Source organism: Paenibacillus sp. EKM212P (genome assembly GCF_011066115.1).
Lineage (GTDB): Bacteria > Bacillota > Bacilli > Paenibacillales > Paenibacillaceae > Paenibacillus > Paenibacillus polymyxa_B.
This window is the reverse complement of sequence record NZ_JAAMNR010000005.1, coordinates 21,134-37,716: the sequence shown is the minus strand read 5'-3', so window position 1 is coordinate 37,716 and position 16,583 is coordinate 21,134. Positions and strand designations below refer to the sequence as shown.

General features: G+C 46.5%; 14 protein-coding genes and 1 riboswitch. Of the genes, 7 read left to right on the top strand and 7 right to left on the bottom strand.

Annotated elements, in window-relative coordinates; translation table 11 throughout:
- Positions 1 to 40: 40 nt before the first annotated feature.
- Positions 41 to 421 (bottom strand): TIGR02328 family protein, encoded by a 381-nt coding sequence (locus tag G9G54_RS15755; protein WP_165178782.1) that lies wholly within the window; start codon positions 419 to 421, stop codon positions 41 to 43.
- A gap of 33 nt (positions 422 to 454) precedes the next feature.
- Positions 455 to 1,711, bottom strand: coding sequence for a DUF445 domain-containing protein (locus G9G54_RS15750; RefSeq protein ID WP_165178781.1), 1,257 nt, complete (start codon positions 1,709 to 1,711; stop codon positions 455 to 457).
- A 593-nt stretch (positions 1,712 to 2,304) separates the two neighbouring features.
- On the opposite strand from G9G54_RS15750, the gene G9G54_RS15745 reads away from it, so the two are divergent.
- From G9G54_RS15745 to G9G54_RS15735, 3 genes are all read left to right on the top strand, one after another.
- A complete protein-coding gene (locus G9G54_RS15745) occupies positions 2,305 to 3,186 on the top strand; it encodes an AraC family transcriptional regulator (protein ID WP_165178780.1) in 882 nt (293 codons plus the stop codon).
- Between the two features lie 50 nt (positions 3,187 to 3,236).
- Positions 3,237 to 3,317: riboswitch (cyclic di-GMP riboswitch) on the top strand.
- 223 nt (positions 3,318 to 3,540) lie between these two features.
- Entirely contained in the window at positions 3,541 to 7,104 is a 3,564-nt protein-coding gene (locus G9G54_RS15740; protein WP_165178779.1) for an LPXTG cell wall anchor domain-containing protein, read from the top strand.
- A gap of 109 nt (positions 7,105 to 7,213) precedes the next feature.
- Positions 7,214 to 7,879 carry a class D sortase gene (locus G9G54_RS15735; RefSeq protein ID WP_165178778.1) on the top strand — a complete coding sequence of 222 codons (666 nt, stop codon included), beginning with the start codon at positions 7,214 to 7,216 and terminating at the stop codon, positions 7,877 to 7,879.
- Between the two features lie 90 nt (positions 7,880 to 7,969).
- Here G9G54_RS15735 and G9G54_RS15730 read toward each other — a convergent pair whose 3' ends face one another.
- Complete coding sequence (locus G9G54_RS15730) at positions 7,970 to 8,437, bottom strand: cupin domain-containing protein (protein ID WP_013308442.1); 468 nt, start codon at positions 8,435 to 8,437, stop codon at positions 7,970 to 7,972.
- A 306-nt stretch (positions 8,438 to 8,743) separates the two neighbouring features.
- Here G9G54_RS15730 and G9G54_RS15725 point away from each other — a divergent pair, with 306 nt between their 5' ends.
- The 4 genes from G9G54_RS15725 (at position 8,744) to G9G54_RS15710 (ending at position 11,771) form a co-directional block, all read left to right on the top strand.
- Positions 8,744 to 9,502, top strand: coding sequence for an amino acid ABC transporter ATP-binding protein (locus tag G9G54_RS15725; protein WP_165178777.1), 759 nt, complete (start codon positions 8,744 to 8,746; stop codon positions 9,500 to 9,502).
- 42 nt (positions 9,503 to 9,544) lie between these two features.
- Positions 9,545 to 10,375 (top strand): transporter substrate-binding domain-containing protein, encoded by an 831-nt coding sequence (locus tag G9G54_RS15720; RefSeq protein WP_165178776.1) that lies wholly within the window; start codon positions 9,545 to 9,547, stop codon positions 10,373 to 10,375.
- Between the two features lie 71 nt (positions 10,376 to 10,446).
- On the top strand, positions 10,447 to 11,106 hold the full coding sequence (locus G9G54_RS15715; protein WP_165178775.1) for an amino acid ABC transporter permease: 660 nt from the start codon (positions 10,447 to 10,449) through the stop codon (positions 11,104 to 11,106).
- A 14-nt stretch (positions 11,107 to 11,120) separates the two neighbouring features.
- On the top strand, positions 11,121 to 11,771 hold the full coding sequence (locus G9G54_RS15710) for an amino acid ABC transporter permease (RefSeq protein ID WP_039270255.1): 651 nt from the start codon (positions 11,121 to 11,123) through the stop codon (positions 11,769 to 11,771).
- A 27-nt stretch (positions 11,772 to 11,798) separates the two neighbouring features.
- On the opposite strand, the gene G9G54_RS15705 is transcribed toward G9G54_RS15710, so the two are convergent.
- From G9G54_RS15705 to opp4B, 4 genes are all read right to left on the bottom strand, one after another.
- Positions 11,799 to 12,737 carry a LysR family transcriptional regulator gene (locus tag G9G54_RS15705; protein WP_238808130.1) on the bottom strand — a complete coding sequence of 313 codons (939 nt, stop codon included), beginning with the start codon at positions 12,735 to 12,737 and terminating at the stop codon, positions 11,799 to 11,801.
- A gap of 63 nt (positions 12,738 to 12,800) precedes the next feature.
- Entirely contained in the window at positions 12,801 to 14,621 is a 1,821-nt protein-coding gene (gene opp4A / locus G9G54_RS15700) for an oligopeptide ABC transporter substrate-binding protein (protein WP_165178774.1), read from the bottom strand.
- Positions 14,622 to 14,663: 42 nt separating this feature from the next.
- A complete protein-coding gene (locus G9G54_RS15695; protein ID WP_165178773.1) occupies positions 14,664 to 15,572 on the bottom strand; it encodes an ABC transporter permease in 909 nt (302 codons plus the stop codon).
- Positions 15,573 to 15,600: 28 nt separating this feature from the next.
- Positions 15,601 to 16,569: an oligopeptide ABC transporter permease gene (gene opp4B, locus G9G54_RS15690; protein WP_061831945.1), complete on the bottom strand. Its 969-nt coding sequence runs from the start codon at positions 16,567 to 16,569 to the stop codon at positions 15,601 to 15,603.
- Positions 16,570 to 16,583: the final 14 nt, after the last annotated feature.

Below are 16,583 nucleotides of genomic sequence, written 5' to 3'. Positions count from 1 at the left end.
GCACTTCATCTGAATGATGAACCTACCGCAGCCCGCCTTTTTAGGTCACTTCAATCTCTATTAAAATACCCTTGGAAGCCAGGTTGTCCAAGCACTCCTTCATATACTCATCGTCATGCTCCACATATGCACCCGCGCCTGCCAGTTCCTCACCCAGCTCCGCCTCCCAAGGCTCACACTGCTTACCGCGATACAACGGCTGTTCCCATAGTGGATCAACATTGTACCCTCTGCTTTTCATTTCGTTCATAATGAGCCTATGATAGCGCACCAGCAGCATGGGGTGATAATCGAACACATAATTCACGGTGGCGTGTGGCTTGCCCCACCCATTCCCACGCAGGGCACAGCACTCACGATGTTGCCCCAGCAGTTGCGGACGGGGTAACTTGTCGATTAAATGTTCATGCCAAAGCCTCATGCTTCCACAACCCTATCTGTAGCTTTTTCTGGTCTATTGGATTAGCATACGGATACCTGTCAGCACAATGCCGATCAGGAAGCCTGTAACTGCGCCGTTAATACGTATCCACTGCAAATCCTGTCCCAGTTTGTCCTCCATCAGTGCAATCAGGGATTTGTTATCCATCTTGTCTACATTTTCGCGCACCAAGTTACCAATCCGACTATGGTTAGCTTCCACCAGTCCAGTAATACCTTCCACAATTCGCACATTGATCTTGTCCAGCAGCTCGGTATTCCCTCTTAAATCAGTCAGCATCCGATCCAATAGCGGTAAAATATAGGTCTGCACATAGTTTCCGTCTTCCATGTAGTCCAATAAGCGTATACGCAGCTCTTCCATTTTGCCCAGCACTGACGCATCGCCTTCCCAGGCTTCAACAAGGCTATCCTTCCAGCCGTTCAACCCTTCCTGAACCGTATCTTTCGTCGCCAATCGGGTCACCTGTGTTTTCAGACCATCCAGCACAGCCTGACGGCGCAGGTGCTCTTCCCTTTGCAGTTCTGCTACCTGATCCAGCAGGAAATGACGAATCATTTCACCCATACGCTCTTCGTTCAGATAGCCGAGGAATGCGTTCAAAGCAAACTGCATCAGCCCGCTCACCTGCAAACCACTGACAGCCTGCATCCCTAAGGTGCCCAGCGTATAACCCGTTTCGGGTCGCAAAAGCCAGGACTCGGCTTGCTTCAGCGTGTAATCCAGTGCGCGGCGATCATAGCCCTTCTCGCTGGTCTGACGAGCAAGCGCCTCCAGCAGCGGTCCGGCGTCAAAGTCAGTCATCTGCCGCTTCAGCTCTGCCACGATGACCGGAGCCAATTCCGCGAGCGGGAGGGACTGGACAAGCCGCTTGGCAAGAACATCTATGGATGCCGCCGCCTCCGGCGTGCGCAATCCTTTTTCCACACCTCCCAGCACCAAATCGGCCAAACGGATATCTGCAATTTTAGACGCGATGCTGTCTTTGTTTAGCAGGTTATTTTCCACCGTACTTACCAATGCATTCGTGAGCTTGTCCCTATTTTTAGGAAGCAGCGCGGTGTGTGGTATCGGAATGCCTAGCGGATGACGGAACAAAGCAGTGACAGCGAACCAGTCTGCCAGTCCCCCTACAAGTCCTGCCTCAAAAGCTCCGGCTAACAAACGAGCCCAGCCATATTGCTGGAAGGGCAATGTGGCTGCAAAGCCTGCCCCTAGAATAACGAGCGACCAAGCCGCTGCGGTTTTCGTATTTTTTGGTTTTCCCATCCTGTAATCCTCCAAACTGACTGTCGAGTAAGTAAAGCACTATACCTGTATTACCCATCATATCATTGCCCGTGTCATTTCCAAAGTTGAAAGCACTTGAGATGAAACGCGCAAGGGCACTTTTTGCGTAATTTTTTATGCATATATCTCTCTTTTTTACATTCATGTTTGTGAACAAAATCACAGCACTGGGCCCAAACTCTTATTTTCAATAATAAGCCTTACGAACCATTTTATCAGAACCAAGTCCCATTTTTTTTAAACCGAAAGGAGAAGTGAACAAGAAAGTTGAATGGGCATAAGATACCTTTTTTCAGTACCATGTTGGTATTTGACCTCAGAAAGGATTTGAATCCATGATAACCCCAGATTCTTTCAACAGCATTCGACTTTTTCCTATGGATTACCAGGTTATATATCCATAAAAAGTGATACTCCCATAAAATTCAAACACATATTTTGCTATATAGACATATTTGATGTGATAAAATAAACTTTTATAAATAGGGAATCATGTTTAATCAGCCATTATATATTGGTAATTCAAACCAAGATATGCTAGATAAAATTGCTTTTTTGTAAAGGAATTGAATATGACAACAGACCAAAAAAACAACGTGGGCCTCTGGAATGGCGATCCGGTCGTAATTGTACGCACTCCCTCCGCTTTTGCCAAGCAATCCCTTTTATATATCCAGGAATTAGGCTACTTCCAAAAAACTTCTGCTTTTACGATGGAAAGGAAAGAACTTTCCTCTTTTTTGCTTGTCTTTACGTTGTCTGGTAAGGGAGAATTACTGTACCGGGGCAAGAAATATATCTTAAAACCTCAAGATTTGTTCTTTGTTAATTGCGAGGAATATGTTCAATACAGCACCTCCGGTCATGAATCCTGGGAGTTTATCAGCTTGTACCTGTATGGCAACCTGATTGAAAATTTTTACGAACAATTTGCCAAGCATAATAAACCGGTCATTTCCATGCATAATCCGCATATTATATTGGATAAGCTCCATGCTCTGATTTGTGGGCAGTCTGACAGAAGTCTTTCCGCTGAGCTACTAACGTCCAGGCTCATTGGTGAAATACTAATGTGCATTTTGCAACATCCCTATGATCATCCGTGTGTGAATGCTGAAACCCTGAGCGAAGTACGTCGGGTACAGCAATATTTGGATCAGTCCTACTGTGAGCGAATAACACTGGACTCGCTGGCAGATATGTTTGAATTAAACAAGTTTAATCTGGCTAAAAATTTCAAAAAGCAGATCGGTTTCTCTCCGATTGATTATCTCATTAATGTCCGCATCACAGCCGCTCAAAGCTGGCTTAAAACCAGTGACATGTCCATTGTGGATATCGCAAGGTACGTAGGGATTCCCAATACGAGCCATTTTATTAACCTATTCAAGGAGCATGTAGGAGAAACACCTCATTCCTTCCGCAAAAAATGGGGGAACCGTTCAAAGTTGTAGATGAGAGGTTACATGAAATCAGTTTGATAGATGATAGACGCACAAGCTATTCAAGTTAATGGCAAAACTGTCGAAAGGCAGTGACGCAAAACTATAGGGCCTTCCTTTCCAGATGGCAGCCAGCTACCAGATGAACGAGCTTTTTATTATGTCTTTTTTACATAGATCCATCACAAATTGCTTTACCTCTCTCGAAGAAAGCCCTGATCGCTATGATCAGGGCTTTTTTTCTATTGGGATAGTCATGTCAGCCTAGCATGCTGAATATACTAATTTCGAACTAGGAGGAGGGAAGGAAAAACATAACCGCCGAAGCATTGCCATATTACGATGAATAGGAGAATCACTTGGAGCATGAGAACAAAAATAAATGTAATGATCATTGCCTTATTGCTCATTGTCCAAAGCTTTTTCAGCGTAACGCTGGCTTACGCAGATGCTCCAGCCCCAGAACTGCCGCAGAGTGCTGTATCCGATCCTAACCATACCGTTACGGATGCTGTATACGTTGCCCCAAACCTTGAACCTCCTAGGGAGATTCCTTCAAACACGGTTCCCTTCGTTCAAGGAGCAACCAGTTCAAAGTCTCAACATGATGCAGCTCCGCAGAGCATATTAACGAAGTTGAGCCTGACCGACGAAGCAGGGCGTGTCATTGATGCGGTATATAGTCCAGACAGCCAATTCGACATCGGATCAGCCATCCAACTAGGCTATGAATGGGAGCTTCCTGACAATACCTATAAGTCAGGGGACACCTTCACCTTTCATTTACCAGAACAGTTTATCATCTACACTGATATCTCATCTCCGTTAGTCACTACCGACGGAACCGTGGGATACTTCACAGTAGATCGTCAGGGCAAGGTGATCATGACCTTTAACCAATATGTAGAGAATCATTCCAATGTCAGCGGCAAACTGCAAATCAAAACCGAGTTTACGAAAGAAACGGTGAAAGGCAGTACAGAGATCATCATTGCGATTCCGATCAAAGGCGGGGTACAAACGGTCATCGTGAATGTAAAACCCCAGTCAGGGCCAACCCTAAGCAAACAAGGGAAAATAGCTGGCACCAATCAGATCGACTGGACCATTGATGTGAACAAACAGCTAAACACCGTAAAGCATGCCCTCATCACCGATCCAATTCCTTCAGGGCTGGAACTCAGAAGAGACTCTATCCGGCTCTATCATCTACAAGTCAATATCGACGGCTCGACCGTTGTTCGAGACCTAGTGAATGCAAGTGAATATGCCATTGAAGCAGATCAAGCCGGGACAGGGTTTGTGATTCATTTTCAAGACGATAGCATTAACACGGCCTATCAGATTCAATATTCCACGCGTATTATTGGCGATGAAACTCGTTTCTCCAACACAGCAACGCTTTCAGGAGATACGATAGAGAACGTTATTGCTACCGCTACGGTTCAGGTGGAACGTGGTGAATTTTTGTCCAAAAAGGTTGAAAAATATGATCATGCCACACAAACACTCTCGTGGGCCATAAGATATAACTTCAGCGAGACAAAAATCCCCGAAGCCAAAGCTCTTTTAATTGATCATTTCAATAAAACTCAAGAATTGCTGCCCGGTTCTTTGAAAGTATTTAAAGGAAACACACTGGAGGAACTCCCATCGTGGGCGTATACTGTCATCCCAGTTGATTATCCGGACCGCAACGGCTTCAAACTTCAATTTAACTTCGACGTAGATTCAGCCTATACCATCCGATACCAGACTCAAGCCAGAGGCCGTGTCTATGAAAATGAAAAAGTTACAAACATCATAACCTCAGATGGAACCCAGAAGATCGTATCGACGGAAATCATAAGTGGAGTTATGACTAAAATGTATGACACACCCAATTACAACACCAAAATCATACCTTGGGTGATTACCATCAATACAGACTTGTACACCATGAAAAATATTGTCATTCAGGATATGTTTCCAAACGGGGGCTTGGCCTTGTTACCGGACACCCTGAAAATTCAAAGTGTTGACGGAACAACGGAGTTACGTGCACCCACGGATTATGAGCTGATTCCTCTATCACAGGACTATAAACAAGGATTTACGCTCATTTTTCATAAAGCCATTCAGGAGGCTTATACAATCAAGTATTCAACTACCTATAATAATGACTGGAAAACGGATACGACGAAGCCCGAGTTTCGTAATAAATCCCATATAGAATACCAGTTTGAAGACGGGGAAAGATCATCGCAAGAAGTGGAGTGCCCGATCTGGCCGGACTTTATGACACAACGAAACGGTGCCAAGCAAGGAAGCTATAATGCGACCTCCAAGCTCATTACCTGGGACATTAAAGCTAACTACAATCGCAAGATCCTGAATCACGCGGAAGTGAGAGACCCCTTGTTGCAAGGTCAGAAGTTACTGCCCGCCTCCGTAAAAGTATACGATATGACCTTGCTGGGATGGTGGGATGGCGTACAAAAAGGGGCTGAAATCCCAGCAGATCAATACACCATTATTCCTCCCTCCGAGCAAAATGGTAATGAATTGCGTATCCAGTTCAAAAATAAGATACAGACTCCCTATTGGATTACCTTTCAAACTTCATTGGAAGGAGAACTGATTGAAAAGGAAATCCATAATCAAGCCCTTCTACTGGATGGACAAAAAACTGTCTCCGAATGGACAGCGCAAGTCACGTTACCTCATGGCGGAGAATATGTATCTAAAGTCGGTACACAAAATGGAAATAAGATTGACTGGAGCATCCGTATCAATGAAGGACAGTCCCATGTATCCAACGCTAAAATTATAGATCAGCCTAGCAGCAATCAAATCTTAATTGAGGATTCCTTTCATTTATACTCTACAATCATCGCTGCCAACGGAAATACCACCAAGGGCACCGAGTTGATTAGAAACCAAGATTACAAGCTGTATATCAAGACAGATGCTCAAGGCCAGCAAACTTTTGAACTTACTTTTGCTAAGGATATTTCCACTGCTTTTATACTTGAATACCAATCGTTCATTCATGCTGAAGACAAAGCCAAAGTGAGTAATAAGGTTGCCTTTGAGGGGGATCGCTTGACGACAGAACTGCGGGAAACCAGCCAGGAAATCATCGTACGAACGTCTTCCGGCTCCGGTTCTGGCGGGGGTGTGACCGAAAGTCTTGAGCTGACCAAGGTAGATCAGGATATGCCTGACAAGGTACTGCCTGGCGCACAGTTTGCGCTCTATGATAAAGGTCAAAAAAGAGCCCCTCTCATTCAGACCACCAATCAGGAAGGCAAAATCATCTTTTCTTCCTTGCTTCATGACGATTACATCTTGGAAGAATTGGCAGCACCGGAGGGCTATAAAATCACCGAGGGCAAGCTCGAGATCAAAATAGACGCAACACTGCGACAAAGCTCTGGCGTAAAGAGGGTTGTGATCACCAATCGTAAAGAAAAGAAAAACGACCCTGAACCACCTGTAGACCCGGGAACTCCAACAGACCCCACGAATCCCTCAGGACCAGGAACGCCTACTCATCCAAACCCCTCACCCCCGTCCGGAGGCTCAGGTAAAAAACATGACAAAGATCCGGAAATACCCGATATTCCGTCTATAATCGTCCCTCCGTCATTGCCAAAGTCTCCGGAGGACATAGTCTCTCCACAGGAGGAACCTGCGCCTATACCGCCGGAACTGCCAGCCGTCATGCCTCATCAAGATCCTCCTCCTCCGGTGGATTCGAAAGACGATCCCGAACCTAAGATCCGTCTCAAGGTTCCAGGGAAAGAACCTGAAGAGCCGGAGAATACACCTGCGGTACATCAATTACCCCAAACAGGTGAAAGCAGCCCCGTTCCGTTCTATTTGACAGGCATAGCGATGGTTATATGGGGCGTATTTTTGAAATTTAGACGGACAAACAAAAAATAAAATTAATCACCTGCCCCATTCCCGGCTCATTCCCGATTGGAATGAGCCGGGAATGGGGCATTTTTTAAAAAAGTATGTATAATCCGTACTTTGCTTAGGGGAGGCGAGATTGCTGCGTCTGCGTAAACTTTCCTACGTATTTATTGTGTTAGGCTTACTTTTTATTTTGTTTCCTAAAGCGACGGAATGGAATGAGGATCAGGAACAAAGCAAGCTATTAAAAGCAGCCGAGCTACCATCAGGAAAAAGCGATGCGCTTAGCACCGCCAGTCTTACAGACAGCTATGCTAGCTTGTCCACTCGTCTTACGAAAGTTCCGGTTAGTGAAGCACGACAAAATACTTCCCCACCTCCTGCTCCCATGGCAAGCGCTAATGAACAAACTCCCATAGCCACTATTAGTATAAGTCGTATTGCTTTAAAGCTCCCTGTATTGGAAGGCGCAACGAGGATAAATATGAGACACGCGGCTGTACATATGCCGGAAACGGGGACGCTGGGACAAGTGGGGAATGCCGCCATTGCTGCTCATCGAGCCCGTACCTCTGGACGTTTATTTAATCGTCTAAATGAATTGAAGATTGGGGATAAGATTGTTGTCAACACTCGGGGTAACCAATATGTATATAGCGTTTATAGCCTGAAGGTGGTTGATCCTACGGACGTGTCTGTTCTAAAAAGCTTCAAAAAACAAAAGCTGCTCACGCTGATTACATGTGACCCTCTCGTCAACCCCACCCATCGTCTCATTGTTCAGGCCAAACTAAGCACCTAAAGCCATTTTAAAGTACCTATTTCTATGAGTAAAAATAAATCAGGCGGGCCATTCCTGTTCATTACAGAAATACACCCGCCAATGCTCACATCATGATTCAGTTGGATTCTTGGCAATCAGCTTGAAATCATCAAAGTGGAATCCTGGTGCAACCACACAGGTTACCAGCACGGGCTCATCCCCAAGCGGACGTGCCGTTTGCCATACTGCTCCTGGGACGAGTGCTTGTGGATGCTGTCCTGCCTCCACATCCGCACCGACGATAATCACAGTTTCTTCACCAGGCTCTTCTCCGCTTCCACCCAATTTCAACTCTACAGGGCTTCCGCTATGATATAACCACAGCTCATCAGAATGGACCACATGCCACTCGGAGAACTCGCCCGGATGTAGCAAGAAATACGTAGACGAAGCTGCAAAGCGCGGACCGGAATACACATCCGGCAGTACAGGCTTCGGAATTTGGAAATGGGCCTTCCACATCTCTTTGTACCAGCCGCCTTCTGGATGGGGCTCCATGCCCAATGCCGTTACTAGCGGTGAAATAGCTTTCGTCATTGTCTAACCTTCCTTTACCCTAAATTCCTTCTTCCCTACTGTAAAACATAGCGTTGCTTTTGTCACGTTTCTCCCTTGGCATGTCGAACGCTATTATTCCATGTAAAATTAAATAACATTAAATTGTGAATATTCATTTAATTTTATCATATAAATAGCAGTTAACAAGCAAAAGGACATACCAAAATATAATACACGTAAAGTTTTATGACATAAAATCTTGTTTTTTATTGTAAGCTTATAGTATCATGAGAGAAATTTTGAAATTCTAATAGAGCTTGATCATGTCAATCCGTCTACTAAGCTATGTATCCAAGCCTAAAAGGGGTGAGCTCTCTGATCCAGTTTCGCAATGTCAACAAGCATTACGGTCACTTCCATGTACTCAAAGACATCAATCTTCAAATTAAGGAGGGCGAGGTCGTCGTAATCATCGGTCCCTCCGGCTCGGGTAAAAGCACCCTGCTTCGCTGCATCAATCGTCTGGAAACGATATCGGATGGGGAGCTGATCGTTAACGAGGTCCCTGTACATGACAAAAAGATTGATATTAATGCCTTCCGCCGCAACATCGGGATGGTGTTCCAACATTTCAATCTGTATCCACACAAAAAGGTGATTGAAAACATTGTACTGGCACCTATGAAGGTACTGGGCATCTCGAAAGAAGAAGCTACTCAAACAGCCATCACCTATCTAAAGCGCGTCGGAATCGAAGAAAAGGCACAAAGCTACCCCGCCCAATTGTCCGGTGGACAGCAGCAGCGGGTCGCGATCGCCCGTGGGCTCGCGATGAATCCAAAAATTATGTTGTTCGACGAGCCTACTTCAGCACTTGATCCCGAAACGATCGGAGAGGTACTGGATGTTATGCGCTCGCTCGCCCATCAGGGCATCACAATGGTCATTGTCACTCATGAAATGGGCTTTGCACGTGAAGTAGCAGACCGCGTGATTTTTATGGACAAAGGACAGATTTTGGAAGACAGCCAACCTGCCGAATTTTTTCAGAATCCGGGTGAAGAACGGGCTCGCCTGTTCCTGAGCCGTCTGATTCATCATTAAACAGACTACCAATGTAGCGTAAATCGAAAGGGGAATGTTCTGATGAGAAAAAGATTTCAATGGAGTACTTTGGTGCTGGTAGCTTTATCTTGTCTGCTCGTCTTGGCAGGCTGTGGAGGCAAAGAAGGAGCGGCAACGTCGGGGAATGAGCCGGCAGCAGCCAACGGGCTGGAAGCGATCAAACAGCGTGGCAAACTGGTCGTTGGTGTGAAATACGATACCAAGCTGTTCGGACTGAAAGACCCGGCTAGCGGAAAAGTAGAAGGCTTTGATATCGACATCGCTAAGGCTGTAGCCAAACATATTTTTGGCGATGAAACCAAACTTGAACTAAAAGAGGTCACGTCCAAAACACGAATCACCTTATTGCAAAATGGGGACATTGACGCCATTATCGCGACGATGACCATTTCGGATGAACGTAAAAAGCAGGTTGATTTCAGCGACGTTTATTTTAACGCCGGGCAATCTCTGCTCGTGAAAAAGGGGAGCCCCATCACCGGGCTGGAGTCTCTGACCCCAAAAACCAAGGTGCTCGCCGTGAAAGGCTCTACCTCCGCCAAAAATATCCGTGAAAAAGCACCTGAAGCAACGATATTGGAATTCGAAAACTATCAGGATGCTTTCAACGCCCTCAAAGCAGGTAAAGGAGAAGCCTTGACTACGGATAACTCTATTCTGCTCGGCATGCAGCAGCAAGACCCGAATTATACTCTTGTAGGGGGGAACTTCACAGAGGAACCTTACGGCATTGCAGTGAAGAAGGGACAACCCGAACTGCTGCAAGCCATTAATGATACGCTCAAGGAACTGAAAAGCAACGGTGAATACGATAAGCTCCACGAGCAATGGCTTGGGGTTAAACCCGAATAGTATTCTTGTGAAGGAGCCGCGATTGCGAGCTCCTTCCTTTCTTAGGTCTGGATAAGGAGGTAAATTCGCAGATGCTTACTTTTGATATCAACGTACTTTTTGATCATAGCGACCGTTTCAGAGAAGGCTTGCTTCATACCGTTCAAGCTAGTGTCATTGCCTTGGTTGGAAGCTTTATTCTGGGGGCTATTATTGCCATCCTCCGAATTGCGCCTTTTAAATGGCTGAACTGGATCGGTACCGTCTATGTAGAGGTCATCCGCAATATCCCATTGCTGATCGTCGTACTGTTTTTTTATCTCGGGCTTCCCACTTTGGGCATCCCTTTGGACGGATTCGTATCTGGAACGCTTGGATTGACCGTATACACGGCCTCCTTTATTGCTGAAGCCATACGTGCCGGCATTCAATCTGTGCCCAAGGGGCAATTTGAAGCGGCAAGGTCCTCCGGGTTGAGTTACAACCAGACGATGATCAGCATTATTTTACCGCAAGCCATCAAAATTGTACTGCCTGCGATCGGCAACCAATTCATTAATCTGGTCAAAAACTCTTCCGTGCTGGCTATTGTGGCCGGACTGGACCTAATGTATTACTCGGACCTCATTAACTCGGATACCTTCCTGCCCATCACAGTCTACGCCATCACGGCGCTGTTGTATCTTATCTTGACGGTTCCGCTTAGCTTTCTTGTACTATATATGGAACGGCGTCTGTCCAAAACATCCTAAGGAGGGAAGCCCGTATGGATTTCGGTGGATTGTTTGTATGGCCTAATGTGCGTTTTATACTGGAGGGCTTCCTGCTCACGCTGGAGGTTGCTATTTACTCTATCGTGTTCAGCTTCGTTCTCGGTATCTTATTCGGCATCCTGCGCTATACTCGCTTACCTGTCATTTCACAGGTTGCAGCCTTTATCATTGATCTCATTCGCAATCTTCCATTATTGCTCATTATTTTCTTCATCGGTATGGTTTTACCATCCATCGGATTGTCGATTTCCCTCAAGTGGGCAGCCATTACAGGCCTGTCGATCTTCGAGGGAGCCATGATCGCCGAGATTGTGCGCAGCGGTCTGAATTCGGTCCATAAAGGACAGGTGGAAGCCGCACGTTCCTCCGGTCTAAGCTACTCCCAAACCTTATGGCATATCATTCTGCCCCAAGCGCTTCGTCGCATGGTGCCCCCGATTGTCAGCCAGTTCATTTCCCTATTCAAGGATACCTCACTGGCTGTCATTATCAGTTTGCCGGAGCTGACGCATAACATTCAGATTGTCGGTGGGCAAAATCAATCCTTTGTCATTCCAGCCCTGCTGTTCGCAGCTTTCCTGTACTTTGCTGTCAATTACAGTATGTCACTGATTGCACGCAGGCTGGAAGTTCGTACACATTAAAGCTCGTGATACTCATCAGCGTTGCCACTAGTTGGAACGCACTGTTAGTACAGCTTGTATCTTTTCAATTAATCGCTTCAATGCTTCTCCCTGATAACGGCCAGACCGATAAATCAACTCTAGCTGACCCTGGAGCACGCCGCACAAAATAGGTACAGTGCAAAATTGTGAGCGATCCAATTCTGCCGCAAGGGACTCCGTCTGTAGGGTTACGGCAAGTCCCTCCTGCACCCAGCGCAGGATTGAAGGTATGGAATTTGTCTCCAAGACGGTTGCAAAGGGATACCCGCGATCCCGGAAGCACTTCTCAATCAGCTTCCTGCCGGGATGACACTCTGGCTGCATCGCCCAGGGTACATGCCTCAATTCGTCCAGCGTAATGGAAGAACGGTTGGAAAACACATGCTCTACCGGAACAACAAGACAGTAGTTCTCCGTACGAAGAGGAAGCTGGACAAGCCTTTCATCCGTACCCGAATGCAACGTAATGCCAACATCCATTCGGTTATCCAGCAACTGTTCTGTTACATCAAATGATGGATGGATGTGCAGGCTGACTCTAGGAAATAACTGATGAAAATGGATAAGCATTTCTTGCAATGGTTCCTCCAGCTCCGGTAATGCAATACCAATCCGCAAACTCCCGCGTTGCTCGGTGCGCAACTCCTCAATGGAAGCCTTTGCTTGCTGTAAATCCTTGAGCGCATGTGCACTGTGTTGCAGCAACAACTTCCCGGCATCTGTCATTTTAATCTTCTTGCCTGCACGGTCAAAAAGCGTCATGCCCAATTCCTCCTCCAACGCCTTAATTTGCAAGCTAAGCGTGGGTTGGGAGATTCCGATCTTTTCCGAAGCTTTCGTAAAATGCAGTTCCTCGCATACGGCAATGAAGTATTGAAGCTGACGTATTTCCGTCTTCCTTCTCTCCTCTCGAGAATCCCCAGAATGATTGCATGAAAAGGTCAAAGAAGCGCAAGATCGGATCCATCCGGTTCGCGCTTCTTCTTCAGGTTATTGCGCTTTTTTAGATTATTGGGCTACTTCTGCTTTTTCCGCAGTCAACGTAATATTCGCAAACGTGTCTGCATCATACTCCTTGCCACGAGTAATATCGTAATTGGCTACCCGATTATTCACTGCCTCTAACGAGTAACGGAATAACGTAGGTACGATGGGTGCCTCCTCGCTCATATACGCCTGCCACTGATTGTATATATCTTTACGATAATTGTCGTCAAAGGCTTTCACAGACACCCCTTCCTGCAACAGCTTATCATTCTCTTCACTGGTAAAGCGCGAGTAGTTAAAGCTGGCTCCGCGTCCATACAGCCCACTAGGGTTTACATCTGTACCTGTACTCCATGCGCCGCCAAAAATATCAATGCCGGGGTCATCCTTTTGCACACGGTCATAGAAAGAATTGAACTCAAGCAGACGACCGTCCACCAGCTCGACATGAAGTCCGACATCCTTCCAATTTTGCAAATAAAACTTCGCCAGCGATTCGGCTGTCGCATCCCCGCTCATTGCTGCATAATGGAGTACCAGTTCCTTGCCCTTAGGGTCCTCACGGTATCCATCTCCATTGGTGTCCACATAGCCTGCCTCGTCCAGCAGCTTTTTCGCCTTATCCGGGTCATACGCGATGCCCTTTGCATTTATATCATGATATCCCTTAAAGGCAGGCGGAACCAGGGATGTTGCTGGAATCCGAAGTCCATGATAGAGCTGCTTGCCGACCTGCTCATTATTCAGCGCATAGCCGAGGGCCTGACGCAATGACTTGTTCGCCAGCTTGGCGTTCGGGTCCATGATATTTAGATTCTTGGCCTGATCGAATTTGCCCATCTTAAAGCCTACATAGCTATAAGATAATTCCTCCTGACCGAGAAACTGTACATTTTTCGGATTGCTGGCCTCATTGTAACGGGTGGTTGGATAGCTGGCCCAGTCGACTTCTCCACTTTTCAGCGCCTCGGTAATGACATTCGGGTTCACCACCTTCAGATGAAGGCCATCTAACTTGGGCGCACCGCGGAAATAATCTTCATTTTTGACGAATTCCACAGATTCACCTGTGACCATAGATTTAATTTTGAATGGCCCATAGCCAATCGGATTTTTACGAACAGGATCAGATCCGGCCATATCTTTCACGGGAATATTCTGAAATACCTTTTTCTCCAGTGGTGTAGACCACAGTCCCGATTTCACCGAAGGATTAGGTTCCTTGAAATGAATGGTAACCTCTTTCTCATTCAGCACCTTGATGCCAGAAATGGTTTTGGCCTTACCCGCGTGATAATCCTCCATGCCCACAATGTTGGTCATAAAGCTATCATAACGCGGACCTTCGTAGTCTTTATGACCAATCACTTCATAGGAAAAAGCATAGTCCTCTGCCGTTACGGGATTACCATCCGTCCAGTTCAGCTTGGGATCAATTTTGACAGTCACAGCCTTATTGTCTGGGGAAAAGGAAATCGTCGCCGCCCCTTTATCGTCAATATTTAGATTGGAGTCAATCGAAAACATAGAAGGGTAGAAAAACTGGAAGACTTCAAAATCAGGATTGCCATCATAAAATACAGGATTCAGAATACCTTCAAAAGGGGTATCAGACACGAGTGCATAATTGATGATGCCACCCTTAATCGGCGTCTTATCGTTCTTGACCGCCTTCGCTAGCGCTGTCGCATTCACCTGCTTGCTGTCGGACCCTGAGCCGCCTGTACCGTCAGACGATTTCCCTCCATTTGAAGCGGAAGGCGAACCGCTGCATGCGGCCAGTGAAAATACCAAAATTGCAGATAGAACAGGCAGAATTCCTTTTTTCCAGTGTTTAACCATTGTAAATCCCTCCTTGTCATTGTCCTTATCCTTGAACTTCAGTTAACCCAATCGTTGTCTGGCATCCGTGGCGCGTTTGAGCGCCTGGCCAATAAAGTTAATCGCCAGCATTAGCACCAAAATAAGCAGTGAGGCTGGCAACCACATCCACCAGCTATTCTGCAAAACATCCGGGTCATTGGCATAACTCACCAGTGTACCCAAGCTTGGCGTAGATTCCGGTAAGCCAAAGCCGAGATAAGAAAGCCCGGTCTCAATCCCGATATTCCCCGCGAGGCTGAGGGTTAGGTTGACGATCACGACCGAGCTAAGATTGGGCAGCACGCCAAACCAGATGATTTTCCAATTGGGTGTGCCAAGGGTTTTGGAAGCCTGCACATAATCCAGTTCGCGCTCCGACAACACCTTGGCTCGGATCAGACGTGCTTTCCCAATCCATAAAAAGGCAGTCATAATGAAAATAAAGGACCCTATGCCGCTTTTGGGTACAATGCTGACAAATACGATAACCAGCATCAAAAACGGAAGCACCAGAATAAAATCAATGATTCGCATGATGATGTTATCGACCAGTCCCCCATAAAAACCAGCCAGCAAACCTAACGTTAAGCCAATAGCGGCGGATAACAATGTAATCGTAAAGCCGATAGTGAAGGAATTGCGGGCTCCAATGACCAGCTGACCGAAAATATCCCTGCCCGCTCGATCTGTCCCCAGCCAATGCACTGAGCCTGGAGCTTCACGGATCGCGCCCAAATCGACCGTCGTGACTACATCCTGATTTACAAACAGGACAGAGGCATATATAAAGATCAAGAACAGAATTACAAAGCCAATGGAAGCCAAGGACATTTTGTCACGCACCAGCTCACGACGCAGTACAGACCAACTGGATGGTGATTTACGAATGATTTCCGGCGTGAAGACCTCCTCCACCTGTATAGACACCATAATCCCTCCCTTTCTCTAGACTTGTTCGCTATTCAATTCGAATGCGGGGATCGACTTTGCTTAGGATAACATCAGATAAAAGAGTTCCTAATAGCGCCAAGAAGCCAGAGATCATGACCAGCGCGTTCACGACTGAAAAATCCCGTTGAGTGATGGACTGGAGAAATAATTGGCCCAACCCCGGATAACCGAAAATAGATTCAAGAAAAATATTGCCTGCAATTACCCCCGTCAGGTCATAGCCCAAAAAGGCAGCAATCGGCAATAGAGAGTTTTTGAAAATATGGCGGGAATAAATTTTACCTTCGGGCACCCCTTTGGAACGCGCTGTTTTCACAAAATCCTTCAGTCTTGTGTCAATGACCTCATTGCGCAAATACTGAATCGTAGCCGTTGTACTGAGCAATGCACCTGTAACCGCCGGTAAAATGAGATGATACGACTTGTTCACGTAATATGACCATGTCCCCGGCTCCACGCCTACATCCACACTGCCGCTGGTTGGAAACCAGCCGAGCCTGAATCCGAATACGTACAGCAGCAACAACGCGAGTATAAATAAAGGTGTCGCAAAGCTGAGATAGGTATAGCCCACTACGGTTTTGTCCAGCAGACTATGCTGATAACGACCGCTGAGTACGCCGAGCGGAATGGCGATCAGATACGTCAGAACCAGAATTACTACGCCCAGAAAGAACGTGTTCCCCAGACGGCTGCCAATCAGATCGGTAACGCTAATTTTATGTACATAAGATTTGCCCAGATCCCCGTGAGCAAGCTGGACGAGCCAGTTCCCATACTGCACCCACACCGGATCATTCAGTCCCAGTTTTTGTCGCTGTTCTTCCAGTGCGGCCGGATTCAGATTGGGTGTCGAAGTAATAAGTCCTGTCAGGGCATCCCCCGGCATAGCCTTAGCTAGGAAAAATATAAGCACGCTCAGTGCAAAAAGTTGAGGGATCATAACCAGCAGCCGACGCAGTGTAAATTTCCACATATTCTGTACCCCCC

Coding starts and splice junctions, on each gene's coding strand:
- G9G54_RS15755 (WP_165178782.1), bottom strand. CDS start 421: ATGAGGCTTTGGCATGAACATTTAATCGACAAGTTACCCCGTCCGCAA.
- G9G54_RS15750 (WP_165178781.1), bottom strand. CDS start 1,711: ATGGGAAAACCAAAAAATACGAAAACCGCAGCGGCTTGGTCGCTCGTT.
- G9G54_RS15745 (WP_165178780.1), top strand. CDS start 2,305: ATGACAACAGACCAAAAAAACAACGTGGGCCTCTGGAATGGCGATCCG.
- G9G54_RS15740 (WP_165178779.1), top strand. CDS start 3,541: ATGAGAACAAAAATAAATGTAATGATCATTGCCTTATTGCTCATTGTC.
- G9G54_RS15730 (WP_013308442.1), bottom strand. CDS start 8,437: ATGACGAAAGCTATTTCACCGCTAGTAACGGCATTGGGCATGGAGCCC.
- G9G54_RS15725 (WP_165178777.1), top strand. CDS start 8,744: ATGTATCCAAGCCTAAAAGGGGTGAGCTCTCTGATCCAGTTTCGCAAT.
- G9G54_RS15720 (WP_165178776.1), top strand. CDS start 9,545: ATGAGAAAAAGATTTCAATGGAGTACTTTGGTGCTGGTAGCTTTATCT.
- G9G54_RS15715 (WP_165178775.1), top strand. CDS start 10,447: ATGCTTACTTTTGATATCAACGTACTTTTTGATCATAGCGACCGTTTC.
- G9G54_RS15710 (WP_039270255.1), top strand. CDS start 11,121: ATGGATTTCGGTGGATTGTTTGTATGGCCTAATGTGCGTTTTATACTG.
- opp4A (WP_165178774.1), bottom strand. CDS start 14,621: ATGGTTAAACACTGGAAAAAAGGAATTCTGCCTGTTCTATCTGCAATT.
- G9G54_RS15695 (WP_165178773.1), bottom strand. CDS start 15,572: ATGGTGTCTATACAGGTGGAGGAGGTCTTCACGCCGGAAATCATTCGT.
- opp4B (WP_061831945.1), bottom strand. CDS start 16,569: ATGTGGAAATTTACACTGCGTCGGCTGCTGGTTATGATCCCTCAACTT.